At 42.0% G+C, this 26083-nt stretch carries 23 protein-coding genes; 19 read left to right on the top strand and 4 right to left on the bottom strand.

Annotated elements, in window-relative coordinates:
* The 5 genes from KHM83_RS01260 to KHM83_RS01240 all read left to right on the top strand — a co-directional run.
* The coding region (locus KHM83_RS01260) for an S-layer homology domain-containing protein (protein WP_213235080.1) at positions 1-2403 on the top strand (2403 nt) is incomplete at its 5' end.
* Positions 2404-2953: 550 nt separating this feature from the next.
* The gene (locus KHM83_RS01255) at positions 2954-3742 is read left to right on the top strand and encodes a PHP-associated domain-containing protein (RefSeq protein WP_213235079.1); all 789 of its coding nucleotides are present in this window, start codon (positions 2954-2956) and stop codon (positions 3740-3742) included.
* A gap of 13 nt (positions 3743-3755) precedes the next feature.
* Entirely contained in the window at positions 3756-5570 is a 1815-nt protein-coding gene (locus KHM83_RS01250; protein ID WP_213235078.1) for an ABC transporter permease, read from the top strand.
* A 17-nt stretch (positions 5571-5587) separates the two neighbouring features.
* Positions 5588-6709 (top strand): ABC transporter ATP-binding protein, encoded by a 1122-nt coding sequence (locus KHM83_RS01245; protein WP_213235077.1) that lies wholly within the window; start codon positions 5588-5590, stop codon positions 6707-6709.
* A gap of 91 nt (positions 6710-6800) precedes the next feature.
* Positions 6801-8132 (top strand): extracellular solute-binding protein, encoded by a 1332-nt coding sequence (locus KHM83_RS01240; protein WP_213235076.1) that lies wholly within the window; start codon positions 6801-6803, stop codon positions 8130-8132.
* A gap of 88 nt (positions 8133-8220) precedes the next feature.
* On the opposite strand, the gene KHM83_RS01235 is transcribed toward KHM83_RS01240, so the two are convergent.
* Positions 8221-9057 (bottom strand): MurR/RpiR family transcriptional regulator, encoded by an 837-nt coding sequence (locus KHM83_RS01235; protein WP_213235075.1) that lies wholly within the window; start codon positions 9055-9057, stop codon positions 8221-8223.
* Positions 9058-9285: 228 nt separating this feature from the next.
* Here KHM83_RS01235 and KHM83_RS01230 point away from each other — a divergent pair, with 228 nt between their 5' ends.
* Positions 9286-9945, top strand: a complete 660-nt coding sequence (locus KHM83_RS01230; protein ID WP_213235074.1) for a PHP domain-containing protein — start codon at positions 9286-9288, stop codon at positions 9943-9945.
* A gap of 344 nt (positions 9946-10289) precedes the next feature.
* Here the strand turns inward: KHM83_RS01230 and KHM83_RS01225 are convergent, their stop codons facing one another.
* The gene (locus tag KHM83_RS01225; RefSeq protein WP_213235073.1) at positions 10290-10838 is read right to left on the bottom strand and encodes an RNA polymerase sigma factor; all 549 of its coding nucleotides are present in this window, start codon (positions 10836-10838) and stop codon (positions 10290-10292) included.
* A gap of 535 nt (positions 10839-11373) precedes the next feature.
* Between KHM83_RS01225 and KHM83_RS01220 the strand changes: the two genes are divergently transcribed.
* The 4 genes from KHM83_RS01220 (at position 11374) to KHM83_RS01205 (ending at position 14652) form a co-directional block, all read left to right on the top strand.
* The gene (locus KHM83_RS01220; RefSeq protein WP_213235072.1) at positions 11374-12165 is read left to right on the top strand and encodes an IclR family transcriptional regulator; all 792 of its coding nucleotides are present in this window, start codon (positions 11374-11376) and stop codon (positions 12163-12165) included.
* Between the two features lie 127 nt (positions 12166-12292).
* Positions 12293-13135, top strand: coding sequence for an alpha/beta fold hydrolase (locus KHM83_RS01215; RefSeq protein WP_213235071.1), 843 nt, complete (start codon positions 12293-12295; stop codon positions 13133-13135).
* 275 nt (positions 13136-13410) lie between these two features.
* Positions 13411-13701, top strand: a complete 291-nt coding sequence (locus KHM83_RS01210; RefSeq protein ID WP_213235070.1) for a 2Fe-2S iron-sulfur cluster-binding protein — start codon at positions 13411-13413, stop codon at positions 13699-13701.
* Positions 13702-13725: 24 nt separating this feature from the next.
* Positions 13726-14652 (top strand): catechol 2,3-dioxygenase, encoded by a 927-nt coding sequence (locus KHM83_RS01205; protein ID WP_213235069.1) that lies wholly within the window; start codon positions 13726-13728, stop codon positions 14650-14652.
* Positions 14653-14714: 62 nt separating this feature from the next.
* Here the strand turns inward: KHM83_RS01205 and KHM83_RS01200 are convergent, their stop codons facing one another.
* Both KHM83_RS01200 and KHM83_RS01195 read right to left on the bottom strand, forming a co-directional pair.
* Positions 14715-16232, bottom strand: a complete 1518-nt coding sequence (locus KHM83_RS01200; protein WP_213235068.1) for a tetratricopeptide repeat-containing diguanylate cyclase — start codon at positions 16230-16232, stop codon at positions 14715-14717.
* Positions 16233-16339: 107 nt separating this feature from the next.
* A complete protein-coding gene (locus tag KHM83_RS01195) occupies positions 16340-16585 on the bottom strand; it encodes a hypothetical protein (RefSeq protein WP_213235067.1) in 246 nt (81 codons plus the stop codon).
* Between the two features lie 280 nt (positions 16586-16865).
* Between KHM83_RS01195 and KHM83_RS01190 the strand changes: the two genes are divergently transcribed.
* From KHM83_RS01190 to KHM83_RS01150, 9 genes are all read left to right on the top strand, one after another.
* Positions 16866-18068, top strand: a complete 1203-nt coding sequence (locus KHM83_RS01190) for a phosphoenolpyruvate hydrolase family protein (protein WP_213235066.1) — start codon at positions 16866-16868, stop codon at positions 18066-18068.
* A 138-nt stretch (positions 18069-18206) separates the two neighbouring features.
* Positions 18207-19424 carry a Tm-1-like ATP-binding domain-containing protein gene (locus tag KHM83_RS01185; protein WP_213235065.1) on the top strand — a complete coding sequence of 406 codons (1218 nt, stop codon included), beginning with the start codon at positions 18207-18209 and terminating at the stop codon, positions 19422-19424.
* 227 nt (positions 19425-19651) lie between these two features.
* The gene (locus tag KHM83_RS01180; protein ID WP_213235064.1) at positions 19652-20482 is read left to right on the top strand and encodes a phosphoenolpyruvate hydrolase family protein; all 831 of its coding nucleotides are present in this window, start codon (positions 19652-19654) and stop codon (positions 20480-20482) included.
* Positions 20483-20822: 340 nt separating this feature from the next.
* Positions 20823-21611, top strand: a complete 789-nt coding sequence (locus KHM83_RS01175) for a carbon-nitrogen family hydrolase (RefSeq protein ID WP_213235063.1) — start codon at positions 20823-20825, stop codon at positions 21609-21611.
* Positions 21612-21620: 9 nt separating this feature from the next.
* Positions 21621-22316, top strand: coding sequence for a DUF2848 family protein (locus KHM83_RS01170; RefSeq protein ID WP_213235062.1), 696 nt, complete (start codon positions 21621-21623; stop codon positions 22314-22316).
* A complete protein-coding gene (gene dctP / locus KHM83_RS01165) occupies positions 22316-23368 on the top strand; it encodes a TRAP transporter substrate-binding protein DctP (protein WP_213235061.1) in 1053 nt (350 codons plus the stop codon). Before KHM83_RS01170 ends, dctP begins: the two co-directional genes overlap by 1 nt.
* Before the next feature lie 59 nt (positions 23369-23427).
* The gene (locus KHM83_RS01160; protein WP_213235060.1) at positions 23428-23925 is read left to right on the top strand and encodes a TRAP transporter small permease; all 498 of its coding nucleotides are present in this window, start codon (positions 23428-23430) and stop codon (positions 23923-23925) included.
* Complete coding sequence (locus tag KHM83_RS01155; RefSeq protein ID WP_213235059.1) at positions 23919-25184, top strand: TRAP transporter large permease; 1266 nt, start codon at positions 23919-23921, stop codon at positions 25182-25184. Before KHM83_RS01160 ends, KHM83_RS01155 begins: the two co-directional genes overlap by 7 nt.
* Before the next feature lie 121 nt (positions 25185-25305).
* Complete coding sequence (locus KHM83_RS01150) at positions 25306-25956, top strand: GntR family transcriptional regulator (protein ID WP_213235058.1); 651 nt, start codon at positions 25306-25308, stop codon at positions 25954-25956.
* Positions 25957-26083 lie beyond the last annotated feature (127 nt).

The following is a 26083-nucleotide window of genomic DNA, read 5'->3' as shown; positions in this document are numbered from 1 at the left end:
AATGCGGGTAATCGCTCAACGACAAGTGCCGCCTATACCGTAAAAGTTGACAAAGCAACGCCTGCTCTAGCGGTATCAGCGAACAAGGGAACTTCCGATGGTGAAGCTTATACCTCGGACACATGGACGAATGGAAATGTTATCTTCACACTTGGAAACACAACCACTCAGATTTCAGACACGACTTTCATGGTGAGTATCGACGGAGGTGCTTATAAGACGCTGGTGGACAATACGTACGCAATTGATGGCGAAACCAATGCAATATACCAATTTAAATGCATCAGTGGTAGCGACATTGAGAGCAATATCATTACCTACAAAGTTAAAATTGATCAGACTTTGCCAAATATGATGGATTTATCACCTGTAAACCTTTCAGAAGATCAAAGTGCGAACCCAATCATCCGTTTTTCGTCAGATGAACCACTTCTGAAGGGTGACGGCTATTTAACGATTTACAATCTTCTGACAGACGCAAAGGTATGGCAAATACACAGCAGCAATAATCGGGTAAAACTGGCGGATGAGAACAAGCACGTGATCATTACGCTGCCGGAAATGCTGACAGATACAACAGCGTACTATTTAACAGTAGATGAAGGGTTTGTCACAGACCGTGCCGGCAATAAATCTGAATCTTTTGGCGGAAAAGACAACTGGCAATTCAAAACAGCAATGAAAACCATTATCCCGGACAGCGAAATCAGCATTTTCGATTATAAAGTAGAAGTGATTTCAAAAGGTGCAGCTGATACAGCCGAAAGCAGTGAAACCATATCAACCGTTGCAGACAAAACCATTTCGAATCAGCAAAATGTGATTGTCAAAGCAAACTATACAGAGAATGGCAAAGATTACTTTGTCAAACTAAAAGTGACGCCGTTAATGAATGCAACGCCTGAAATCATAAAAGTGTCTACCACAGTTGGAACGGTTTCACTATCAGAAGACAAAACCTCATTTGACGTCATGTTGCCGCAGGACAAAAGTGAAGCGACCGTAACTGTCTCACTAGGAGATGAAGGCAACAATGAATTTGCCATCAAGATTGTAAATTCAAGTTTTGTAGGCGTCGTCGAAAGCAAAGGCGAAATTCAAACAGATGTCGAAGAGAGCAATCTACTGAATGCCGTCGATTTAAGCCTTGAAGTTGCAACGTCTCAAAACCCAAACACAACGGTTGATGTCATGGTTAAAATGATCGTCGAAGAAAAAGATGCGACGGAGGTGAAATGTGCCGATGAAGTGCAGCAAATAGCACCAACGGCTACACTGGCATTCTTGGATATTGCACTTGAGAAAATCGTTACCACGACAGTTCTTGGAGCATCAACCGAAGCAACAGAGAGTATCAATAATGTACAGCAGCCCGTGTTTATAACACTTAGCATTCCATCTGAGATACAAGGAAATTTTACGTATAAAATTGTACGTGAGCACAATGGTGAACTGGAGGTTTTACCGTCTCAAGTCATTGATAACGGCACGAAAATAAGGTTTGAAACCGATCGTTTTTCAACGTATGCCATTGTCTCAACACAAAGACCTGAGAATGATCATGACAAGAAGAAAAAAGACAAAATCAGCGGCAGCGATTTAAATGCAACGATCATACACATTGAAAACGATGCGGTGGCTGAGAGGATCGTGGCGAATGCCGATAAGAGTACTGCGCAAGTGGTCAATTTAGATTCCGATCTTGAAGATCCCGAGATACAAACAATGCTGCTGCCGTATTATACAGAAGATGAAACAGAAAAGGTCGTAAAATTTTCTGCGATCACTGACGACGAACTTAAATGGCGCTCTGAAGAAGGTAAATCTTACTGGTTTAAATTGAACCGCGTTAGCTTCAAGGATATCGAAACACATGTGGCTAAAGAGGACATCTTGTTTGTTTCAGCAAGAAAATTATTTAGCGGAACCGATGTCGATATCTTTGCACCGGATGAAGCGTTAACACGAGCAATGTTTGTCACGGTTATCGGTAAATTAAGTGGAATCGATGCGACAAAATATGGACGCGCTGGTTTTATCGATGTCGCAGCTGGCTCATGGTATGAGCCCTACTTAACATGGGCGCTACAGGCAGGCATTATCAGTGGGCGCGGCAATGGTATCTTTGCACCAAAGGATCTCATTACACGTGAAGAAATGGCTGTCATTCTTTCGCAGTTTGCGGATTACAAAGGCTTTGAGCTTAATGAAACAGATGATAACGGCATATATGAAGACAGTGGCATCATTAGCTTTTGGGCAAAAGATTCTATTGATCACTTATCCGCTGCGGGGGTTGTAACAGGGGATGCATTGCATATGCTTCATCCTAAAACAGTAATCACGCGTGCAGAGTGTGCATCCTATTTGAGACGTTTTATTGAAAATGTCGTAAATAAATAAACAGTATAATGGAAAAACAAAATTTAGATGATGCAATTTCCCCAAATAGAAAGAGCGTATAGGAAGATAAAATAATGCCTAAATAATCTAATACTAAAGATTCAACATAAAGATCAGTATCTTAAAAAGTGGTACTGGTCTTTTCTTAATTGCAGTGTAGTGGTGATCACAGGTAAACAGCTACCATCAGCACTAAAATTTGATTTAATACAAAAAAGTGTAAGTGCTAAGCACATTATTTGTGCAAAAGCATTTGCACTTATTTTTATGTTAAAAAGATTTTGTTGAGGAAAAGGCATACTTCAAATTTAGATTTTTTCTAGCAATATGTTTTGCTGTTGCAGGGTGGGAATTCGACCTATTGTGATGAGGGATTGGCTAAAGGTTATGATGCCATTTCTTTAGCAAAGATAGAAAATTTGGCATGCTATGAAAATTAATTTTCATTATATGCATTTATGGAATTTAACTTTCATTTTACATAAATTTGCATTCGATTAAACATTGAGTGTATAGAATTGACAAAAAAGAAAGGGTGCATAAACGAATAATGAAAATTGACTTTCACACACATGGTAAATTAACGAAACACGTTCCTTTTTCAGAGGACTATATGGCTTATCTCTTTGGAGAGGCAAAGACGGCGGGGCTTGACGCAATATGCCTGACAGAGCACTTTAACACCATTGGATTTGGAGAGGTTTATGCTTATATCAGGGATCATTATCAAAAGGTTGGCGACTTCTATAGGGCACCTTCCGGCGTGCTTATTATACCCGGCATGGAGATGGATATTGATGAAGGCGGTCATACATTGGTTTTAGGTGATATGTCAGCGATTATCAAATTTAACGAATCGTTAGCGCCGTATAAGGAAAAGGGACATTTTCTCTCTCTGGAACAGGTTGTCAGTGAGGTGAAAGCAAGAAATTTCATATTTGGTGCAGCGCACCCATTCCGAAAGGGCGGCAATTTGCCCGAACTTATACCGATCTTCCCAGATGCCTTCGATTTCTTTGACCTAAACGGCAAAGATATGCATGGCATTGGTGAGACAAACTTTCAGCAAATAAAAGATTTGGGGGAAAAGTATCATAAGCCAATCGTCGCAGGCAGCGATACACACCAGAGCTTTCAGTATGGCTGTATTTACAATGTTTTTCAAAGTGAAATAACAACTTTTGATGCACTGAGAAGTGCCATCGCAAAAGGCGATTATAACATCGTCATCTCAAACGACTTGCCGTTAAAAGTAAGTGCTGCAACCTGCATCAAAAAATCATTAAAAGCGGTACATGCACTTGGCGGCAATTATGTAGACATTTTGTTAAAGCGATAGACCGGAGGCGATTATGTCCAGCAAGGCCGCAGTGGCGAAGACGCGTATCAAAAATAGAATTAAAGATATCGTCAAAAATCCTTATCATATGATTATTTTACTTTCGTTGATCTCACTATTTTTACTCATTGTATTGCCTATGATCTTTATGGTAAAAAACACATTTGTGCTTTCGGCAAACGAACTTCGCAGGGTTAGCGGTAAAGAGGTGGGTGACTTCACCTTATACTACTGGCAGTATCTATTAGCCAGTAAATTATCTGCCGCACACTTGATAACGCCGTTTAAACATTCGCTAACCATCGCGTTTTTTGTCACCGTCTTGGCAGTGCCTTTGGGATTCGGTCTGGCATGGCTTATGGTAAGGAGTGATTTACCGGGGAAGAAATGGCTGACCATTGGCATCATGATCCCCTACATGATTCCTTCATGGTGTAAATCCATGGCGTGGCTGGCTGTTTTTAGAAATGGCAGAGGCGGAGCGCCGGGGTTTTTAGCTGGCTTGGGGATTAATGTACCGGATTGGTTGGCCTATGGACCAACCGCCATTATTTTATGTATGGTGCTTCACTATTATGCATTTACATATATTATGGTGAGCGGTGCGCTTCGGTCGGTGAACAGTGAACTTGAAGAAATGGCTGAAATTCAGGGTGCAAAAAAAATGGATATTCTCAAACAAATTACAATGCCCATGGTGATGCCCGCCGTCTTGTCTTCTGCCATTATGACTTTTAGCAAAGCGATTGGCTCATATGGTGTCGCGGCAAATCTCGGATTGAGAATCAGTTATTATACACTGGCAACGAAAATGCACGATTTTATTGGCACGGGTTCAGCACAAGTTGGTTATTGCATGGCGATTTTACTGATTACACTTGCATCCGGTACCATTATTGCCAATCAGATCTTTATTGGGACGCGGAAATCCTATGAAACCATTGGCGGGAAGGGCTATCGTTCTACATCCATACGACTTGGGAAAAGCAAATACAGCATTATGACCGTTTTAGGCATCTTTCTGTTTGTGGCGATGATCGTGCCGCTTTTCATCTTACTCATGGAGACATTCCAAGTGAATACCGGCAGGGGGTACGGCCTCGACAATCTTACCCTCTATAATTGGATCGGTCGATTGGAAGATGCATCGGGCATGATTAACTACGCGGGGATCTTTAGAAATGAAGCTTTTTTCAAAGCGCTTTACAATACGGTAAAACTGACCATTATCGGTTCCGTGATCACGGCATTTTGTGGCCAGTTGCTCGGCTATATTTGTTCGAGAGGCCGCGGCAAATGGTATGGCAACCTTGTCGAACAATTGATTTTTCTGCCGTATTTAATGCCGGCAGTGGCGTTCTCAGCAATTTATCTATCCATGTTTAGCCGATCATATGGCCCAATACCATCGTTGTATGGGACTTTTACCATTATTCTTTTGGCGACAGTCGTGAAGCACATCCCATTTGCCAGCCGATCGGGAACCGCAAATATGCTTCAGATCGGCAAGAGTTTGGAAGAGGCTGCAGATGTGGCAGGAAGCGGTTTTGTTCGTCGGATGACGAAAATTGTCATACCACTGGCCAAAAATGGTTTTTTATCCGGTTTCTTATTGGTTTTCATCAGTATTGCCAAGGAACTCGACTTAATTATTCTTTTTATGACGCCATCGAATAATACGCTGTCCTATCTGGCTTTTGAATACAGCAAAGAAGTCCTGCCGCAAATGGCAGATGCTATTTCAGTAATCGTATTGGCATTTGTACTCGTCACTTATTTGACGGCATCGAAAATAACGGGAACAGACCTTAGCAAGAGCTGGGGATAATGGGAGAGGATATTAAAATGAGCCGAATTGAATTAGCGCATATCAACAAGCATTACGGCAGTAATCACGTGTTAAAAGACATTAATTTAACCATTGAAGACGGAGACTTTATGACGCTGCTCGGGCCCTCAGGCTGTGGGAAGACGACGACGCTAAGGGTTATTGCCGGGCTTGAAAGACCTGAAAGCGGTCGATTGCTCATTGATGGTGAAGAGAAAATCAACAGTGAAACGGCATTTTACTCGGAACCCTCTGAGCGAAATCTGAATCTGGTATTCCAAAGCTATGCACTTTGGCCGCATTTGACGGTTTTTGAAAATGTTGCCTTTGGCTTGAAAATAAAAAAGTTAAACAGTATGGCAATAACGAAACACGTAACGCATGCTTTAGAACGCATGCATATTGGTGAACTCGCAAAGCGTTATCCCAATGAGCTGTCAGGCGGTCAGCAGCAACGCGTTGCCATTGCCAGAGCAATCGCCTATTCACCTCAGCTGCTGCTTCTCGACGAACCATTGTCCAATTTGGATGCCAAGTTGAGAATGGATATGAGAGTGGAATTGAAACGCCTGCATCAGGAATTGGGAACGACGATTGTCTATGTCACCCATGATCAGGTTGAAGCATTGACCATGTCGACGAAGATTGCTGTGTTTTCCAAAGGGTGTATCACACAGCTGGCCACACCGAAAGAATTGTATATGAATCCTGTAAATTTAGTCAATGCAGATTTTATAGGAAATCCGAGGATTAATTTTATCGAAGCAATGGGAAAGAAAATAAAGGATGGTATTCGAATTGCATGTTCATTAGGCGACTATGAATTCGATCGTGAAGCATTTACGGATGAAATACCAGTAGAGAAAGACTTTGCCTGTATCATTGGCATTAGACCGGAGCAGATCACGATTGCAGAAGCGCAGGGTGAAACCTTAATTCCGGCAATTGTCGATACCAATCAGTTTGCGGGTTCAGAAACATTGATTACCGTAAAAATTGGAGAAGAATCACTTATGATCAAAGAAATCGGCATGGAACGATACCGCGTAGGTCAGACCGTGTATTTGGAGATTAAACCTGAGCGGTGCAATGTGTATGCGAAAGCAAGTGGTCAATTGATCAAATGTGCAGGACAATAGTCGTTTTCTTGGACGGTATTCTTGAACTGTCAATTTACTTGTAAGACCTACAAGTCAATGTATAACGTACAATAAAAAAGGAGAAAAGAGCATGTTTAAAGCAAAGTTGAAGGGATTTGCAGCAATCATTATGGCGATGAGTATGATGCTGTCATTTACCGGCTGTGGCAACAGTTCGGGAGAGGGATCAACAGCGGTAGCCAAAGCAATGGCGCCTGCGGCGACAGTATCTGAATCAAGTGCCCCTGAAGCAGAAACGAACTTAGACGTAGAGGCGAAACCAGTTGAAGTACCGACGGTGTCTGTACCGACAGATGCACACTACAATGCGATGAGTGCAGATGAGCTCTATGCACAGGCAAAAAAAGAAGACGGTAAAATTATTGTTTACAGCACATCAAGCAAGGTGGCAAAAGTAGCAAAAGCCTTTATGGAAGTGTATCCTGACCTTGAAGTAGAGGTAACAGATCTCGATGGTGGTGAGAGTATTACAAAAGTCGTTACCGAAGTTGATTCAGGCAATTTGATGTGTGATGTCATTCAAGATTCAGATGCACGCGGCGACATTGCATTTAATTACTATGGCAAATATTTAGAGGCATATTATCCTGATGATATTTGTGCAAACATTGATGAAAATCTAATGACATATGGTATGCCGCTTTATAGCTCCATTTCTTACTGGTTTTACAATACAGATACTTATCCTGACGGCGCGCCTATTAATAATTGGTGGGACATTGTAGAGTGCAATGCTGACGGTACACAAAAGTATGACTTATACGGTAAGGAAATTGGATCGGAAGCAACTTATCTAGCGCTTTACAGCCATTTTGTTGCAAACCCTGAAGGACTCGAAGAAGCATACAAAGCAAAATATGGCAAAGCGATTGATTACACTTACGATGCAGATGCATTGGGCGTTGAACCCAATAATGCTGGTTATGAACTCTTATATCGCCTGTCACAACTTAAGATCACGTTTATTTCCGATGGGGATGAAATCGTACAGGCAGTCGATAACTCAACGGCTGAAAAACCGGCAATTGGTTTATCTTCCGCAGGAAAAATCGGCAATCGCGATGAAAATGGGTATGCCATTGCATGGGTTACTGACCTAGCGCCATTTGTGAGCTTGCAAAACACCAGTTATGCTTATACGACGACAGGCTCTGATCACCCAGCGGGTGCACGATTGTTTATCTGGTATATGTGCGGTGGTGAAAACGGCGATAATGACGGCTATGCCAAACTGATGAAAGAGGGCAGCTGGTCGACGCGTAATGATTTCGTGAATGATAAAAACCCATTTACGCTAGCAGACAGCAATACCGTTCCTTCAGATCTGGCGGGTATTTATGAACACTATTTGGATGTATCGGATTTCTGGGCATACTGGCATAATCTAAGCCCAAATAAATAGGACAAAAAATATTAAAAGTCAGTCCTGAAAACGGTGCTAATACACAGCGTACCGCCAAAGGATTGACTTTTTTATCATTTGGATAACATTATCTTGGAATATCCTCTTTATACTGCTCTTTCAAGGCGTGTAAGTCTTCTAAGTGCTGCGTTGCCTGATCGCCCAGCCGTTGGGCAACCATTAAGATAATGGCGTCAATTAACGCGGTGGGTACGGCGAGGGAATGATATTCGTTTGGTTCACCGCGGTAAGTGTATAAATGGTAGGTTGCCGTCGATTTTGACTTTGAATAAAGTCGGCTGCTAATGAGAACCGTTTTGTAAGGGACGATATTCTGATGTTTTAGCAGAACCTTGGCCTCCTGAGGCGTTTTTTGAAAGCCTATGATAAAAACAAGATCGTCTTTGCTAATAAAGTTCATAACTTCAAAGAGCTCTGAACCGCCTGATGGCAGCAATATTACTTGAAAAGCAAAGCGGGACAGCCTGAATTTTAAAAGTTGTGCAATGGCGAGTGAAGCGCCCTTCGCATAAATATAAATCGTCTTGGCATCAAAAATCGCTGAGATCGTAGCGCTGACCTGCTCCTGATCCAGAAAGGCCAACGTTTTTTCGATGCAGTACTGCTGATATCTCATAATATCTGTCAGGGAGGATGTTTGTTGAAGCATGCGGCTTTGGCTAAGCTTGTCGGCAGGTGATCGCTGCTCTTCCAAATGTCTTAATACGGCGTTGCGAAGTTCCTTAAAGTCAGAATAACCGGTGTGTCTCGCGAAACGTGAGATGGTTGATTCAGAATTGCCAAGCTTTTTGGCGATTTCACCTATGGAGAGCTGAACAAAGTCAGCGGGATTGGCAGTAATATAGTTTAAAATTCTAACTTCATTTTTGGTATAATTTTTATCAGGGAATTGAAATTGAGCCATGTGCCTGCCTCCGAAATTGAAAGATATCACGTTCATTTTATCATATTTAGGCGTTTTAAAGGCTGTTTCGATTATTTCATAACATAAATTTAAAGAGATGCGGCAATTGAGTCATCCAAATAGCATCCTTTTGCGACAGTCGGTATATCTTTTTAGAGGATCGAAATGCAACATATGATGGCAAAGGATCAACAAAAGAATAGGATGTAATTATCAGAGGAGATTAATTTGAAAAAATATAAATTTGAAATGCACTTTCATACAGATGAATCGAGCAAGTGCGGAAAAGTACCGGCAAAGGATAGTGTAAAGACCTATATGGCATCGGGCTATGATGGTGTTGTCGTAACCGATCATTTTAGTGCCTATGAATGGGGCGTGCCGGAACCGGATCGGTGGCCGGACATTTGCAATGCCTTTTTGAAAGGTTATCGGGCGGCAGTAGAATCTGTGGGCGAAAGTAAGTTTAAGGTGATTCTCGGCATGGAGATCCGCTTTCCCGGCAATGACAATGATTTTCTCGTCTATGGGATTGATGAGGCTTTTTTATATCATCACCCATGGGTTTATATGCTGACACTGGCAGCATTTTATGAATTGGCGAAGGACTATCAACTGCTCATCGTTCAGGCGCATCCTTTTCGAGACGGCTGCACACTGGCTGATACGGCATTGCTGCACGGCATCGAAGTATTTAACGGCAATCCACGACATGATTCGAGAAATGAATTGGCACGGGAAGCAGCTGAAAGGGCAGGGGTGATTGCTTTATGGGGTTCAGACTTTCACCGTGAGGGTGACTTTTCAGGTCGCTATTTTGAATTAGAAGAATTGCCGGAAACATCAGCAGCACTGGCGGCAATCATTAGGCGACAAAACGGATTGTAAATGTCATCCACATTCCCATCTCATCAGATCTTTGCAGAATTAATCAATGCAGCTTTAAATGAGAAGCATGCTAAAAATGATAAAGGAGAAAGGCGATGAAATGATACCTTAAAACGCATCTATGAAGAACGCAAGGCGGTTTGCGGCTGTAGCGCTGATACCTTTGAAGAAGAGGGGATGACTGTGATTGAGGTTGAATAGATGCGCGGTAAAGACTATTTTACGCTTGCTTCCTTTGCAGCATATAATGCAGGCATATTATACAAAGCGTCTCTACTACATCGCAAAATTTGCTATAAGCGTTTTTGGCGTATTCATCTCGGTTTCGTTTGAGAATTCATGTATTAAATAATCAAGTCCTCCTTCTTTGCCAATTCTTTAAGCGCAGTTAAGGCTCTCGAAATGCGAACGCTGACATTATTATTCGAAATGTTTAACAGATCGCTGATTTCTGAAATTTCAAGTTCGTAATAGAATCTTAACGTAATGATTTCTGCATAACGCGGATTAATATTTCTGAGTTGTTCATGAAGCATCTCCTTAGTTAAGGCAAGGTCATAAGAATCTTCGCAAAGCAATGTGTCAATTTCTAATTGTGCATTTATCGTATTGGAACTGTGTAAATACAGTTTCTTTTTCTTATGATAGGCATTGATAGAAAGATTTCGTGCGATCATGCAGAGATATGCTTTGGTTCTTTTGCTGTCAATGCCATCGATTTTATCAAGGTGTTTTGAAACTTTAATAATGGTTTCCTGAACAATGTCCTGTGCTTCATAGGTGTCTTTTAAAATGTCGTAGGCGACAATAAAAAGTATTTTTTGATATGTATGGTAAAGTGATTCAAGTTTTGATCTCGTTTCATTATCGTAACGAGATAATAACAGCAGCATAGTTCCTCCTTTCTGTTTTAGTCTAAATAAGGTTTTGATTACTATTTTTATAGTAGTAGAAGAAGCGAACGCCATGGCTTTTTATGATGACTTTTTTAACCACCGATTCACAAATAGCATACCTTAATATGGCAATAATGTATATAAATATAAAATAATGGGGGCTTTTTCAGTTTCTCAAATAGTCAAGAAGCCCTAAACGTAAAAGTACCACAATATTTTTTTTACCAAATCATTCGCTAAAATCCCCCAAAATCCCCTGAAAAAATCTATCTCAAGAGGTCTATCTCAATAAATTCTACAACGGTAAATGCCTTAAAAGGTGCGATGAAAATCGTTTTTATTTAGCAAACAAGGGTAAATTTATATAAAATCATAGTTATAGCGATAACAAATATGAAATAATTACATAAATTCGCTTATCGTGAACCATCGTTCGATATGTGGGAACAGATTCGTTGAAGCGTATTTTTTGGAATGATATAATGTTCATATAAGCGTACAATGATTTCCTAACCATGGGGGGTGAGGATTAATGCAAAGCATTACAAGTGACGCTAAAAAATCTGCTCATGTCAAATCAGTTGAGCGCGCTTTTATTTTGGTGGAAGAATTGGCCAAGGAGCCGAGAGAATATTCGCTCACAGAGATTTCAAGGACTTTGAATTGGCCGAAGAGTACCGTGCACGGCCTGCTGTCAACACTGGTTCAGTACCGTTATGTGGATCAGTCGCCAGAGACAGGACGATACCGTCTGGGTATTCGGTTTTTTGAGCTGGGCATGCATGTCGGCCGCATGTGGGATATACGAGGAGTCGCATCACCATACATACAAAAACTCAATCAAACACTTGGCGAGATGGTACAGCTTGGGACGGAAGATAAGGGTGAGGTTCTCTATCTCGACAAGATTGATTCATTGCATCTCATACGCCTTGTATCTGAAATAGGCGGTCGGCTGCCGCTGCACTGTACGGGGCTCGGCAAAGTGCTTCTTGCGTATATGCCATCCGATCAGATGCATTTTATTATCCGGAAGCATGGCCTTAAACGGTTTACAGATCGAACCATTACGACGCTTCCATTGCTCGAGAAAGATCTCAGCGCTATTAGGGACCAAGGGTATGCAATGGATGACGGTGAGATCATGGAAGGTATCCGCTGTATCGCTGCGCCAATATTTGACGGCAGAAATCACGTGCGATATGCGGTTAGCGTGTCGGGATTGTTGGCAGACATGAAGGGAACGAAGCTAGGGCAAGTGAAGGCCAGTGTGGTGAGAACCGCAGACGAAATCTCAAAAGCGATGCAGCAAATCAGCGTGTAAGGGCAAAAGATACCATAATGCTAAAACACAGGATGCATGTTGCTGAAACATAAGATGCATGATGCTGAGACATAAGATGCATGATGGTATAAGTGATAGATAAATTACATAAAAAGAGGTGTTAGAAATGAAAGACAGACCAGAAATCGCAAAATCAGTACAGACAGGCACTTTTATGACCAACTATCATGATGTGGGAGAAGGCTTCCCAATCCTGATGCTGCATGGTTCGGGACCAGGTGTTTCTGCATGGGCAAATTGGCAGAAACTCTTTCCAATACTCTCATCGGCACATCGGATACTGGCGCCTGATCTCGTGGGCTTTGGCTATACGGACAGGCCGGAAGGCATGGTTTTTAACCTTGATGCGTGGATAAAGCAATCCGTCGATTTTCTTGATACACTGGATGTGGCGCAGGTTGACATCGTAGGGAATTCTTTTGGCGGAGCCATTGCACTGGCATTGGCAATCAAATATCCAAACAGAGTTCGAAAACTGGTGCTCATGGGCAGCATGGGTGTGACATTCCCACTCAGTTACGGTCTCGATCGCGTCTGGGGATATACGCCATCTATCGAAAATATGCAGGAGCTTATTGGCATTTTTGCTTACAGCAGGGACTTGATGCCTGTGGAACTGGCGCAGGGACGCTATGAAGGCAGTATTCAGCCAGGTTTTCAAGAGAGCTTTTCATCCATGTTTCCGGCACCTAGGCAAGCAGGCGTTGAAGCCATGGCGCAGTATGAAATCTATTTGCGGGAAGTGCGCCATCAAACACTGATTGTCCATGGCCGTGAAGATCGCGTTATTCCGCTGGAAACCTCCATGAAACTCATTGAAATGATCGAAAATGCACAGCTTCACGTCTTTGGAAAATGCGGCCACTGGACTCAGATCGAACGAACAGAAGAATTCGCCGCGCTGGTACACAATTTTTTAATGATGGAGCAGCCGGTGTTTAAACGCTAGAGATTCTAGCGTGATACATATAAAGAGATGTAAAAACGTAATGTAAAAGCGTAATGCAAAAGCGTAATGCTTACAGTGTGAATAGTGATGAGATGTCTGAAAGTATGACATCATCATATAAACTACCAATTAACAATTAGGGAGATGTTTTTGTTGTACCATTTTTTAGAGGGTTTGAACAAAGCACGGTGGCTTTAATGGTTCTCGAAGGGATTTAAATTTTAAATGATGCAAGGTCCTCAGTGATCAAGTATTTGTGAAAGGAGGCAATAAAGATGACGAATGACCATTTTCACATACGGCTTCCTGACGGCGGCGCCTTTACGTGTCGGCCGGGTGAAAGTGTTTTAGCTGCAATGCAGCGGTATGAAAATGCGCCAATACGTTATGGGTGTTTTGGCGGGGGATGCGGGGTTTGCAGAATGCGTGTCGTGTCAGGAACATATCATCAACTTAAGCGCATGAGCCGTGCCCATGTTACAGTCGATTGTGAAAGAGAAGGAATTGTTTTAATGTGTTGCATAACACCACTCAGTGATTTGACACTCGCATTTAGCGCGTGTTAAAAAATACAGTTAGGAGGAAATGATATGGCATTAAATCAAAGCTTGCGCCCTGGGTTAATTCAACTTCGCGTGCTGGACTTGGACGAAACACTAAAGTTTTATAAGGATATTCTTGGGATGGATGAAGTGTGTCGAACATCGGATGGTCGCGTATGTCTTAAAACATATGATGAATTTGATCATCATTCGGTAACGCTGCGCCTTGCAGATGAAGCGGGGCTAGATTATGTTGCGTTTAAAGTGGCTTCGAATGAGACACTACAGGAAATGGTGAAGGCGACGGAACAATTTGGCTATACTGTTACAGAAGTCCCCGCTGATAGTGATCAGCCCGGTTATGGTAAGCGCTATCGATTTAAAATTTGTACAGGCCATACCTTTGAGTTGTATTCAGAAGTCGCTTTGGCTGAAAAGACGCCCGGCACAATCAATCCTGATATCTGGAATGAGCCGCCTAGGGGGATGGGTGTCATCAGACTTGACCACTTCCTCCTTTACGGCCCGAATATTGAAGAAGCTGAACGCTATTGCACAGAGGTCATGCATATGTATGTGCCGGAGCTCTGCAATAAGCCGGATGGCAAACGCATGGCCACTTGGATAACAGGGTCTAACAAGCCGCATGATCTGGCCTTTGTCGAATATGATAAACCGGGCAAAATTCATCATGTTGGATTCCTGCTGCAAGACTGGAACCATGTGGGTCAGGTTGCAGATCTCATTGCAATCAATCGTCTAAAGAAAGACATAGGACCGACACGACATGCCATTACAAGAGGTCAGACGATTTACTTCTGGGAACCATCCGGTAACAGAATTGAAGTTTATGCCGGCGGCTATACGGCATATCCCGATAATCCACAGCGCGTCTGGGATGTAGATCACCTCGGCAGGGGGCTCTTCTATTATGAAGGCGAAATTATCCCGAGCTTCCTTGAAATCGTTACATGATGACAAATAATACCCGCTGCAAACAAATGCCAGCGGGTATTTTATTTTAATCACGTATGCCTTTATTTTGATGATAACACGGTGACGCAGTTGCGTCCTTGATCCTTTGAAATGTAAAGTGCGCGGTCAGCGATATCAAAGAGGTCTTCAAAAGATTGTTGACTGTGGATGGGCACTGTTACAGCGCCGATGCTACAGGTAATGGCCGTACGCTTTTCACCTATGGGTTTTATCTGTGCCGTATCAAGCGACGCAATTGCATGCCGAGCGTTTTCCAGTAATCGAGGGGCGTCAAACGATTCTGAGCCAATGAGGGCAACGAGAAACTCATCGCCGCCATAGCGATAGATGCCGCCGGCTTCAGAAGTAAGATGTGTTTTTAAGATATTCGCAACTTCCATCAGGCATCGATCGCCGTGTGCATGCCCAAAGTAATCGTTATGTAATTTGAAATGATCGATATCGAAAAGTGCAATGACCGCTTGGTTTTCCAAGTTGACTGCTGGCCATGTATCCATAAATTCTCGAAGTGCAAAACGGTTGGCCAGCCCCGTTAGTCCATCTGATTTTGACATTTTATCTAAAGTGCTTAATTGTGTGTGAAGCTGAGCGTACTTAATGGCGGTTTTAATGCTTTCACTGCGATGCTGCAAACTTTCTGTTTCACGTTTTTGAATCAACCTGACATATTTTTTATAGTGCTTATTTGCCATTTCAAGATCCCCCTCAGCGTCGGCAATTTTGGCTAAGAGTTCATGCACTTCGGGGATGTTGGTATCAAAGGCATAATACGTACTGTTTTCGAATAACAGTGCAATTCTAGCCTTGGCTTCAGTAAGACTGCCTTTGGCGTAAAGTGCCTTCGCATGATTGAGAATAAAGTTGCGGTAGTAGACGAGAATGGCTTCATCTTTTGCAAAATCCTCACCTTTGGTGTAGTGTTCAATAGCAGTATCATAATCGCCTTGGATAAATGCCAAATCGCCGAGGGCATTGTATATATAAGCGGTCCCGTCTCTATGCGTGAACTTTCGGATCTGCGCCTGCGACATTTCGAGGTAGCGTTTGGCTTCATCATAATGGCCAAATGCGGTTTGACATTCTGCAATATTGCTGTAAATAATTGCTAAAAGGCGAAAGTTCAACGGATCATCAAAGATTTCTTCTGCATGTCGATAATAGCGGTAAGCCTCGTACATGTCATTGAAATCATCAAAAATAGCCCCGATATTATTGATGATTCTCGGAGACTGAACGTATTGAAGCGCGGATAGATAATGCTCAATACACTTTTCATAGTTTCCACGATTATAAGCAATAAATCCAAGCAGTGTGTGGGTATGTTCCAGCAAAAAAATGTCGTTTTCAGTTTCGGCAATTTTCAGTGAACGATTGGCATAGTCAATGGCGACGGCGTGCTGATGCTGTAGATTGTTCAGACACGCCAGTCTGAAATGTTCAAATTGGGCGCCTGCGGCAAGTGTTGTCTCCTCTAGCGCGATAAGTCTTTTCTTTGTCAGTTCGATATCGACATATTCATTGCGTAGAATATCTCGAAATTGGTCGTAGATATCATGCATGGTGATTCCCCCGTATTCAATTGTGAAACGCGAAGTGAGGTTTATTTCGCGATTAGCACATCTATTGGTATACGAATAGGTTCTATTGAGGTTTATTGGCGTATAGGCTATTCGTTTTCGATGAGTTCAATGACAAAGCTGTCAAAATCAATACTTTCGATAAAATGTCGGTTTTTAAATTCTGTTTTTCCCGTAAGCGTCAAATGGTGGCGGTTTTCTTCAAACCACATGGGTCTTTGGATATCGAAATGGTAGCATAGTGCATCAAGTGCTTGTTCCATCTTTGCATCAAAGCTCAGGTCGGCATGGTCTATTTCAAAAACCTTGCTACTGACAATATGATTGCGCTTCATTATTTTTCCCCAGAGTCGGAACACTTAATTCTCCTTATACAATCAATATTTATGATTTAATCAATACATTAACATTTTCAGTATAGCGGTATGTACAATGAAAGTAAAGAGAAGGTAACCGCTAGTTTTAGACCATAATTTGCGGACATACATTTACAGTACGGTCCATTCCCTGATAGAATAACGATGTAGTAAGTACATACAAGGATACTGTATTCATCGACCCATCCATATTGATGGGGTGTTTGATGCACAAAATACTTAAAGACGGGAGAACAGCATGCTGACGCGTAAAGACGTGCTTGAAAACTTTCATAGACAGTTAAAGCTTGGCAATCATATCATCGGCGTCGCCTCAGGCGCGGGAATCACGGCGAAGTATGCAGAACAGGGTGGTGCAGACTTCTTGCTCGTCTTAAATGCGGGTAAGTTTCGTCAGATGGGCAGAAGCTCTACAGCTGGATTTCTGCCGTTTTGCAACAGCAACGAAATGGTCATGTCGTTTGGCGCCAGAGAAATTAAGCCCGTTATTAAAAATATTCCCGTTTTTTTCGGATTAAATGCCACCGATCCAACCATTGAATTGACACCTTATATTGAAAGCATTAAACAGATCGGGTTTGAAGGCATCAACAATTTTCCCACAGTGGGCCTTATTGACGGACAATACCGGGAAGCGCTTGAAGAAACGGGATATTCTTATGCACTGGAAGTTGAAGCCATTCGAATTGCTCATGAAAAGGATCTCTTTACCGTTGCCTTTGTTTTTAATGAGCAGCAGGCGCGCGATATGCTGAATGCCGGGGCGGATATTATCTGTGCGCATCTTGGCTTTACAGCCGGCGGCATGCTTGGTGCAAAAAAAGTGCTCTCGCTGGAAGCGGCTAAAGTCAAAGCGCAGCGTATCTTTAACGTTTGCAATGCCATAAGGCCGGATGTTATCAAAATGATTTACGGCGGTCCTGTGAAAACCCCTGTGGATGTCCAGTACATGTATAGCAACACAGAACTAGTCGGCTATATTGGCGGTTCTTCATTTGAACGCATTCCCTCGGAAAAATCGATAACCAACATCACGCGTGCATTCAAAAACACCGGCAATTTCAGTGAAGATGATTTAATGGCAAAAATGCTCGAAGGGATTACAAAGCACTATGACTATGTGCAGTTTGTGAAAAAATACGTCGCAGAACATTATATGCAGAAAATCTCCTTTGTGGATCTGGCAAAAGTGGCCTATATCTCCAGAAGTCATTTGAGTAATTTGTTTAAAAAAGAAGTTGGGTGCAGTTTTCCCACTTATTTGGTGCAGTACCGAATGAACAAGGCAATGGAGATTATTAAAGCCAATGATGAAATTGCAATGGTCACCGTGGCAAATCTCGTCGGTTATCAGGATTATGCGCAGTTCAGCAAAATGTTTAAAAAATATTCAGGTCAGTCGCCGACACAATTTAGAAGTAGACATAAACACATGACCTAAGGACATAGAAACATTTACTTCTTGTGCAGAGAACAGTACAATTAACATGTAGTTGATTGTACTGTTTTTTGTACATATATGAACAACGTTAATCGCAGAGGTTTATTCTTGCGTTGCGTTGGTATTGGAGGTGCTGAGATGAAGACTGTAGCAATAGCGGGAACATTTGATTCGAAAGGTCAGGAGTATGCTTATGTAAAGGCATTAATCGAAGGACTGGGTTTAAAAACATATACGATCCATACTGGGGTATTTGAACCGACGTTTGAACCGGATGTATCAAACGCAGCGGTGGCAAGTGCAGTAGGTGAATCAATCGAAGCAATTGCAGCGAAAAAAGATCGCGCTTATGCAACGGAAATACTGTCAAAGGGCATGGCGAAACTAGTGCCTGAACTCTATAAAGAAGGTAAGTTTGATGCAATTCTCTCGCTTGGCGGCTCCGGCGGGACGGCGCTGGTTACGCCTGCGATGCGCGAGCTGCCCATCGGTGTGCCAAAACTGATGGTTTCAACGGTTGCCTCAGGCAATACGGCACATTATGTTGGCACTAGCGATATTGTGATGATGCCGTCGGTGGTAGATGTATCGGGGCTCAATTCAATTTCCACAAAGATCTTTGCGAATGCAGCGTTTGCCATAGCCGGGATGGTGAAATTCGAAAATAAGGAGACAGTCGAAAAGAAACCGCTCGTTGCGGCAACCATGTTTGGTGTTACGACGCCATGTGTGGAATTTGCGCGGAAATACCTTGAAGACCGCGGTTATGAAGTGCTGACTTTTCATGCGACGGGAACGGGTGGTAAATCAATGGAGTCACTCATCGAAGGCGGCTTTATTGAAGGGGTTCTCGACCTCACAACGACGGAATGGTGTGATGAATTGGTCGGCGGCGTTTTAAACGCAGGCCCGAATCGACTTGAAGCAGCCGGCAAGAAAGGCATTCCGCAGGTTGTATCCGTAGGCGCGCTGGATATGGTAAACTTCGGTCCTTACGATACCGTGCCAAAGCAATTTGCAGACCGCAATCTCTATAAACATAATCCAACCGTAACGCTAATGAGAACCACAGTGACTGAGAACGAACAGCTTGGCAAGATCATTGCAGAAAAACTCAATATGGCGAGCGGCGACACGGTGCTGATGCTGCCGCTGAAAGGGGTTTCCATGATTGATGCCCCTGAACAGGCTTTCTATGGACCGGAAGAAGATAAAGCGCTCTTTGATACCATTCGAAAGAATGTCAACCGCGATATTGTGACACTTGAAGAAATGCAAAATCACATTAATGATCAAGTATTTGCAGAGACAGCCGCACAAAGACTCATTGATCTAATGGCGAAGCAAGCCCATTAAGCGGCCAATCGACAAGGTGATTCATAGCACGAATAGGCGTCCGAGCATTTAATACCATCTTACCAGATATGCAAATTAAGTTTAAAGGCAAATTAAGTTTAAAGCTTGCGCAGTGCACAACTATTCACAGCCAAAATTAGTCAGCGTAAACGCTAGGCTTTATAAAAGTGAGAAAAGCTAAAAACGAAAATTCGTTTTATAAAAGTGAAGAACAGGAGGCAATTCACATGAATAAGATGACGAGACTTGAAATAATGGCAATGTACCGTAGACACATCGCAGAGGGGAATATCCTGGTTGGCGTCGGCGCAGGTACGGGGATCACTGCAAAGAGCAGTGAAAAAGGCGGCGCAGATATGCTGATTATCTATAATTCAGGCCGCTATAGAATGGCTGGTCGCGGTTCTTTGGCAGGGTTGATGGCTTATGGCGACGCCAATGCCATTGTTGTGGACATGGCATCGGAAGTGCTGCCGGTGGTTCAGGATACGCCGGTTTTGGCAGGTGTTTGCGGGACTGATCCATTTAGGGTGATGGATGTCTTTTTGAAACAGCTGAAAGATATGGGATTCAGCGGTGTTCAAAACTTTCCGACAGTCGGCCTCATCGATGGCGTCTTTAGACAAAACTTAGAGGAAACGGGGATGGGCTACGATCTCGAAGTTGACATGATTCGAAAGGCACATGAACTCGACCTCTTGACAACGCCGTATGTTTTCGACCCTGAACAAGCAAAAGCCATGGCGGAAGCAGGTGCAGACATATTGGTTGCACACATGGGACTGACGACTAAGGGCTCGATCGGTGCACAAACAGCGCTGACACTGGATGAATGTATCGTAAAAATTGAAGCCATTATTGAAGCAGGACGTAAAGTTAATCCGGATATTCTGGTTATTTGCCATGGTGGGCCAATTGCGGAACCGGAAGATGCTGCATACGTTATTGCAAAGACAAAGGGCATTGATGGCTTTTTCGGTGCATCAAGCATTGAGCGCTTTGCTGCAGAGAAAGGTATTAAAAGCCAAACGGAAGCTTTTAAAGAGATCAAGAAATAGAAATTGAACAAGTAATTTCAATAGATATTTTAGAAATGTCGGTACATTGGTACCGGCATTTTTTTATACGGAAATTGCATCATTACCTTTCGTAGAGTATTCACCACCATATATAAATTTTCATCTCATGAAAATAATATAGATTATAGTGACGAAAATAAAATTTGAATAATGCCATTTCTGCGTATAGCTGAATAAGTCAGTCGTGATATAAATAAAATTTTGCCGATGTTTATTGACAACGATAAGGGAATTGATTATTATTGGTATGTGGTATACCAAATACCGAAATGCCCAAAAGCGCTTGGTCAAAAAAATCATATAGGTAAAAGGAGGCCAAATGAAAGTTTCCGCGATACAAATGAATATGATATTTGAAGAACCGGAACAAAATTATCTTCAAGCAGAGCAATTAGTTGAAGAAGCTTCAAAAGGTGATTGTGATGTGATTGTTTTGCCTGAAACTTGGAATACAGGTTTTTTCCCAAAAGATAATCTTGAAAAATACTGTGATCAAAACGGACAGAAAACAAAAGCACTATTCTCGAGACTTGCTAAAAAGTACCATAAACATATTATTGCAGGTTCAGTATCGGATTTTAGGGATGGGAAATGCTTTAATTCGAGCTATATATTTGATAGAGAGGGGAATGTCATCGCCAATTATGACAAAACACATCTATTTTCTTATATGGACGAAGATAAGTATTATGAAAAAGGCGGTCACATCTGTACATTCAACTTGGATAATGTCAAATGCGGGATTGTGATCTGTTATGATCTGAGATTTTTAGAATTGGTTAGAACGCTGGCTTTAGATGGCATAGAGGTGCTTTTTATTGTAGCGCAGTGGCCTCGGGTTCGCTTGGAACACTGGATGACGCTTTGCAAGGCTAGAGCGATTGAAAATCAAATTTATGTTGTAGCGGTGAATTCATGCGGTGTTGCAGGCGAGACACAGTACGGCGGACATTCTTTAATGATTGATCCGTGGGGAAATCTTATCTGTGAAGGCGGCGATGAAGCATGTACGATTGAAGGTATCTTAAATATTGAGACCATTCAAGAAATTAGAAATACCATCCACGTCTTTAAGGACAGAAGAACAGAATTATATCAACTAGGATAGGGAGTATGTATGGGAACGATTCATTTTGAAATTGAGGCAGTAAATGCCGAAAAAAAAATTCAGCAAGTTGATTTTAACGAATTATTGGTTATTGGTTATGCAGGCAGAAATATCGAGAAGACGATGGAACATATCAAAGAGTTAGAGGAACAGTTGAATGTACCTGCTCCAAAACGAATTCCTACTATTTTTGAATGTTCTCACGAATGTTTGACACAGGCAGAAACGATTAAGTTTTCGGGTGCTCAAACTTCAGGTGAAGTTGAATATGTCATGGTTTTAATAGAAGGGGTCCTCTATATAGGACTGGGTAGCGATCATACGGACAGGGGGCTTGAATCTGTTAGCGTTCCGAAATCAAAACAAGTTTGTCCGAAGCCAATCAGTAAAACTATTTGGCCTTTTGAAGAGTTAAAAGATCACTGGGATCAGATTAGACTCGTGTCTTACCAGTCTGTTGACGGTAAAGAAGTGATGTATCAAGACGGAACCCTCGCAGATATCCTGCCGGCTGACAAAATATTAAATGAAATTAATGAGAGGGTTGGCAATATTCAGAACAGTATTATTTATTCGGGAACAGTACCGCTGATTAATGGTTTTGTCTATGGCGACGTCTTCAAATGCGAAATGATTGATGACGTCTTAAAACGAAAAATTGAGTTGGTGTATGATATCGATATTATTCCGGAGGTAGAACGCTAATGTTGAAAAAAATAATGGCATTATTGGTAATCGTAACAATGGTTTTAAGTGTCTTTACAGGATGTGGGGCAGAAAAAGCAGCTGAGGGATCTCAAGCAGGACAGGCAGAGAATGCAGCTAGCGATGAGACGAGCGCGACAGAACCGGTGACCGTTAAAATTGCAGTCGTTGGCAATGAAGATCATCAATCGACATTACTCGCACAATATTTCAAAGAAGCACTGGAAGAAAGCGATGACAGCTTCAATGTCGAAATTTACCCAAATGGTGCGCTCGGCGGTGAACGTGAAGCAGCTGAGGGAGTCAAGCTCGGTACCATTCAAATGACGATTGTCACGTCAGATGGTGCATTGCCGGCATGGGTACCGGATCTTCAAGTGCTATCAATTCCCTACTTATTTGACGATAAGGAACAAGCATACCAAATTTTAGATAATGTCCTTCAAGAAGCCATCGCAGATGAAATGTCTGAGGCGGGGTTTGTTCACTTAGGATTTGGTGAATTGGGCTTTAGACACTTTACGAATAATGTAAGGGAAATCAAGACGGCTGAAGATATGAAGGATCTTTCTGTTCGTGTACAGGAAGCGCCGATTTGGTTTGCACTGATGGATAGATTAGAGGCATTCGCAGTACCGGTATCGTTCAATGAACTCTATACGGCATTGCAGCAAGGGATGGTTGATGGCCAAGAAAACCCAATAGCAACAATTGCCACATCAAAGTTTAATGAAGTTCAAAAGTATTTGACACTGGATGGTCATACCTATGCCGCTGTCAGTATGATTATGAATAAATCATTCTTTGACGGTTTGACTGAAGCCCAAAAAACTGCGATTGAGAATGCTGCTCAAAAAGCAATTCCAGAGCAGAGAGCGGCAGTAGACAGTAAAGAAAGTGATTATTTGGCACAGCTCAAAGAAAGCGGCATGATTGTAACAGAACCGGAAAAGGAAAGCTTTAAAACTGCGACCGAAGGGTTGTATTTACAAGATGAAGTAAAGGAACTGGTCGATCCCGAGATCGTAGAACTCATCTTGAACAACAAATAGATACGCCAAAAGTTTTGAGGTTGTAAAGAGAGGGGCAACCCTCTCTTATTGGAGGATGTATGATTAGAAAAATTGATCAGATGATTGTATTGCTAATAAAAGCAATCATGGGGAGCAGCACTTTGCTTTTATCGGTTGTTACCTTTTATCAAGTCATTTCGAGATTTATCTTAAAAACACCGATTGCTTGGGGACAGGATATCATAAGGCTGTGCTTCGTCTATTTGGTTTTTTGGGGTGGTGCCTATTGTGTTCGCGAACGCGAGCATTTAAATATTGATATTATGCTTACGATGGTTTCACCAAAAATTCGAAAGTGGATGGAACTCGTCATTAATGTGATTTTATGCTTTTTCTTTGCATTTTTGATCTACTATGGCACTGTGTTTATGATTTCAGGCAGTAGTCAAAGCGCGCCATATTTGTCAATTCCGATGTCTTATTATTATTTAGCATTACCATCGAGTGCTGTATTGATGCTTTATTTTCAAATACAAAATATATATTTAACGCTTCGGCCAAATAAGGAAGTGATGGGAGGAAAAGCGTCATGTTAATTATACTCTCACTATTTATTATCTTTTTACTTGGCTTTCCAATAGCCTTTTCGCTTGGGATCGTCTCAATTGCTCAAATCTATACGGCGGGTTTCCCTATGCTGGTAGTCGTCCAAAGGATGTTTACAGGCGCAGACAGTATTGCTTTAACAGCAATCCCACTGTTTATATTATCCGGCGGCTTGATGTTGAAAGGTGGAATGTCAAAACGAATCGTTAATTTTGCTGATTTGCTTATGGGGCATTTGCCGAGTGGACTGGCGATGGTAAGTATTTCAGCTTGCATGTTTTTTGCGGCGATAACTGGGTCTGCCATTGCGGCAACGGCTGCGATTGGAGGCATTATGATTCCTGTTATGGCCGAAAAGGGCTATGATAAAACGTATGCAGCACCTTTGTTAGCATGTGGAGGATCTATTGGACCTATTATTCCGCCAAGCATTCCATTGCTGATCTATGGTGTTATGGCAAATGTCAGCGTTGCAAAATTATTTATAGGCGGTTTTATACCGGGATTGCTCATGGGTTTAGGCCTTATGATACATGGCTACATTGTTGGGAAGAAGCGCAATTATATAGGCCGTTCGCAAAAGGCATCTTTTAAAGAACTGGCACATGCAGGGAAAGATGCATTTTTAGCACTGTTAATGCCGATTATCATTATTGGCGGAATTTTAAGCGGCGTCTTTACACCGACTGAATCGGGGACAATTGCGGTCTTTTACGCACTCGTGATAGGCATGTTCATTTATAGAGAGCTTTCTGTTGCGGATGTGTGGCAAGCTTTGGTAGATGCAGCAAAATCTACGGGACAGGTTCTGGTGGTTGTAGCATTTGCATCATTGTTTACGTGGGTCATTACAGTTAACAATATTCCTCAGCAAGTAGGCGCATTTTTGAGTGATAATATCGGCAATAAAATTCTGTTGCTGTTGGTTATCAACATCATCTTATTAATTGCGGGGACGTTTATTGATACGACCAGTGCCATCGTTATTTTTACACCGCTTTTTCTGCCGTTGGCAAGTAGTTTTGGGATCGACCTAGTACATTTTGGGATCATTATGGCTGTAAATTTGACCATTGGTATGTGTACGCCGCCTCTAGGTGTTTGCCTATTCGTATCGGGGTCAATTGCAAAAATTTCACTGAAGGATCAATTTTCAGACTTGCTGCCAATGTTGTTTGTGTTGCTGCTGGTGTTGATGCTCATCACCTATATACCGCAAATAGTCCTGTTTTTACCGGGATTATTTTAAACAAATGGGTTTGTGGTATTTTAATACTGCAAACCCAATATTGAACTTAAATATATTTTTGTGTCATAATAAGTATATCAATATGCAGTCTTTTGCAATTGTATCGGAATGGAGTGAGGCAATGATTGAAAAACAGACGACTTACAAGTACAAGGTGTATGAACAGATTAAAGAAGATATCATTACAGGTGTATATTCGCAAGGAGAAATATTGAATGAGAGGCGTCTGTCGGATGTCTTGGGAATTAGCCGAACACCGATTCGCGAAGCGCTTCAACTCCTTCATCGTGATGGTTGGGTGGTTTACGAAGTTTACAAAGGTGCCGTAGTCAGAACATTTGAAATAGAATATTTCACGAATGTGCAAAAAGTAAGGCGTGCCTTAGAGGTACTGGCGATTGAAGATGCCATTTTAAATGCAACAGATACTGACATTAAAGAGCTCAATGATATTGTACAGCTACAAGAGACGGCACTGAAAAACGATGATACCATAGAATTTATGAATCTCGATCGAAGTTTGCATAACAAAATATCGCTGTTGAGCAAAAATGAAGTTCTTTTAAATCTCTTGAAGAACATTAATGACATTATTCGATTTTTGGGATTAAAAGTTTTAGCGAAGGGCGCGCGAAAAAAAGCGACGCTGATTGAACATAAGGCGATTGTAAAGGCGATCGAGAGCAGAAACCTAGAAGATGCTAAAAAGGCAATGGAAACGCATATGATCAAAACAGGTGAAGCGATTTCAAACTTTACCAATCGGAAATAAGGCAAACGCGTGTCTCTAAACTTAATGTAATTTTACAAACGTAATAGAATGATTTAAAATTTTAAATAATTCTATTATGTTTATAACCATTTTGGTATACCATATACCAAATTGTTTCCCCCAACTT

Source organism: Fusibacter paucivorans (assembly GCF_018390735.1).
Classification (GTDB): Bacteria; Bacillota; Clostridia; order Peptostreptococcales; family Acidaminobacteraceae; genus Fusibacter; species Fusibacter paucivorans.
The sequence above is the reverse complement of the archived record's forward strand: the minus strand, read 5'-3'. Positions and strand labels throughout refer to the sequence as shown.

What these genes read in the sequence shown, in the direction of transcription:
- KHM83_RS01200 (WP_213235068.1), bottom strand. Translation starts at nt 16,232, where the DNA reads ATGCATGATATCTACGACCAATTTCGAGATATTCTACGCAATGAATAT.
- KHM83_RS01210 (WP_213235070.1), top strand. Translation starts at nt 13,411, where the DNA reads ATGACGAATGACCATTTTCACATACGGCTTCCTGACGGCGGCGCCTTT.
- KHM83_RS01240 (WP_213235076.1), top strand. Translation starts at nt 6,801, where the DNA reads ATGTTTAAAGCAAAGTTGAAGGGATTTGCAGCAATCATTATGGCGATG.
- KHM83_RS01150 (WP_213235058.1), top strand. Translation starts at nt 25,306, where the DNA reads ATGATTGAAAAACAGACGACTTACAAGTACAAGGTGTATGAACAGATT.
- KHM83_RS01185 (WP_213235065.1), top strand. Translation starts at nt 18,207, where the DNA reads ATGAAGACTGTAGCAATAGCGGGAACATTTGATTCGAAAGGTCAGGAG.
- KHM83_RS01190 (WP_213235066.1), top strand. Translation starts at nt 16,866, where the DNA reads ATGCTGACGCGTAAAGACGTGCTTGAAAACTTTCATAGACAGTTAAAG.
- KHM83_RS01235 (WP_213235075.1), bottom strand. Translation starts at nt 9,057, where the DNA reads ATGGCTCAATTTCAATTCCCTGATAAAAATTATACCAAAAATGAAGTT.
- KHM83_RS01180 (WP_213235064.1), top strand. Translation starts at nt 19,652, where the DNA reads ATGAATAAGATGACGAGACTTGAAATAATGGCAATGTACCGTAGACAC.
- KHM83_RS01225 (WP_213235073.1), bottom strand. Translation starts at nt 10,838, where the DNA reads ATGCTGCTGTTATTATCTCGTTACGATAATGAAACGAGATCAAAACTT.
- KHM83_RS01215 (WP_213235071.1), top strand. Translation starts at nt 12,293, where the DNA reads ATGAAAGACAGACCAGAAATCGCAAAATCAGTACAGACAGGCACTTTT.
- KHM83_RS01175 (WP_213235063.1), top strand. Translation starts at nt 20,823, where the DNA reads ATGAAAGTTTCCGCGATACAAATGAATATGATATTTGAAGAACCGGAA.
- KHM83_RS01155 (WP_213235059.1), top strand. Translation starts at nt 23,919, where the DNA reads ATGTTAATTATACTCTCACTATTTATTATCTTTTTACTTGGCTTTCCA.
- dctP (WP_213235061.1), top strand. Translation starts at nt 22,316, where the DNA reads ATGTTGAAAAAAATAATGGCATTATTGGTAATCGTAACAATGGTTTTA.
- KHM83_RS01250 (WP_213235078.1), top strand. Translation starts at nt 3,756, where the DNA reads ATGTCCAGCAAGGCCGCAGTGGCGAAGACGCGTATCAAAAATAGAATT.
- KHM83_RS01160 (WP_213235060.1), top strand. Translation starts at nt 23,428, where the DNA reads ATGATTAGAAAAATTGATCAGATGATTGTATTGCTAATAAAAGCAATC.
- KHM83_RS01220 (WP_213235072.1), top strand. Translation starts at nt 11,374, where the DNA reads ATGCAAAGCATTACAAGTGACGCTAAAAAATCTGCTCATGTCAAATCA.
- KHM83_RS01195 (WP_213235067.1), bottom strand. Translation starts at nt 16,585, where the DNA reads ATGAAGCGCAATCATATTGTCAGTAGCAAGGTTTTTGAAATAGACCAT.
- KHM83_RS01245 (WP_213235077.1), top strand. Translation starts at nt 5,588, where the DNA reads ATGAGCCGAATTGAATTAGCGCATATCAACAAGCATTACGGCAGTAAT.
- KHM83_RS01170 (WP_213235062.1), top strand. Translation starts at nt 21,621, where the DNA reads ATGGGAACGATTCATTTTGAAATTGAGGCAGTAAATGCCGAAAAAAAA.
- KHM83_RS01255 (WP_213235079.1), top strand. Translation starts at nt 2,954, where the DNA reads ATGAAAATTGACTTTCACACACATGGTAAATTAACGAAACACGTTCCT.
- KHM83_RS01205 (WP_213235069.1), top strand. Translation starts at nt 13,726, where the DNA reads ATGGCATTAAATCAAAGCTTGCGCCCTGGGTTAATTCAACTTCGCGTG.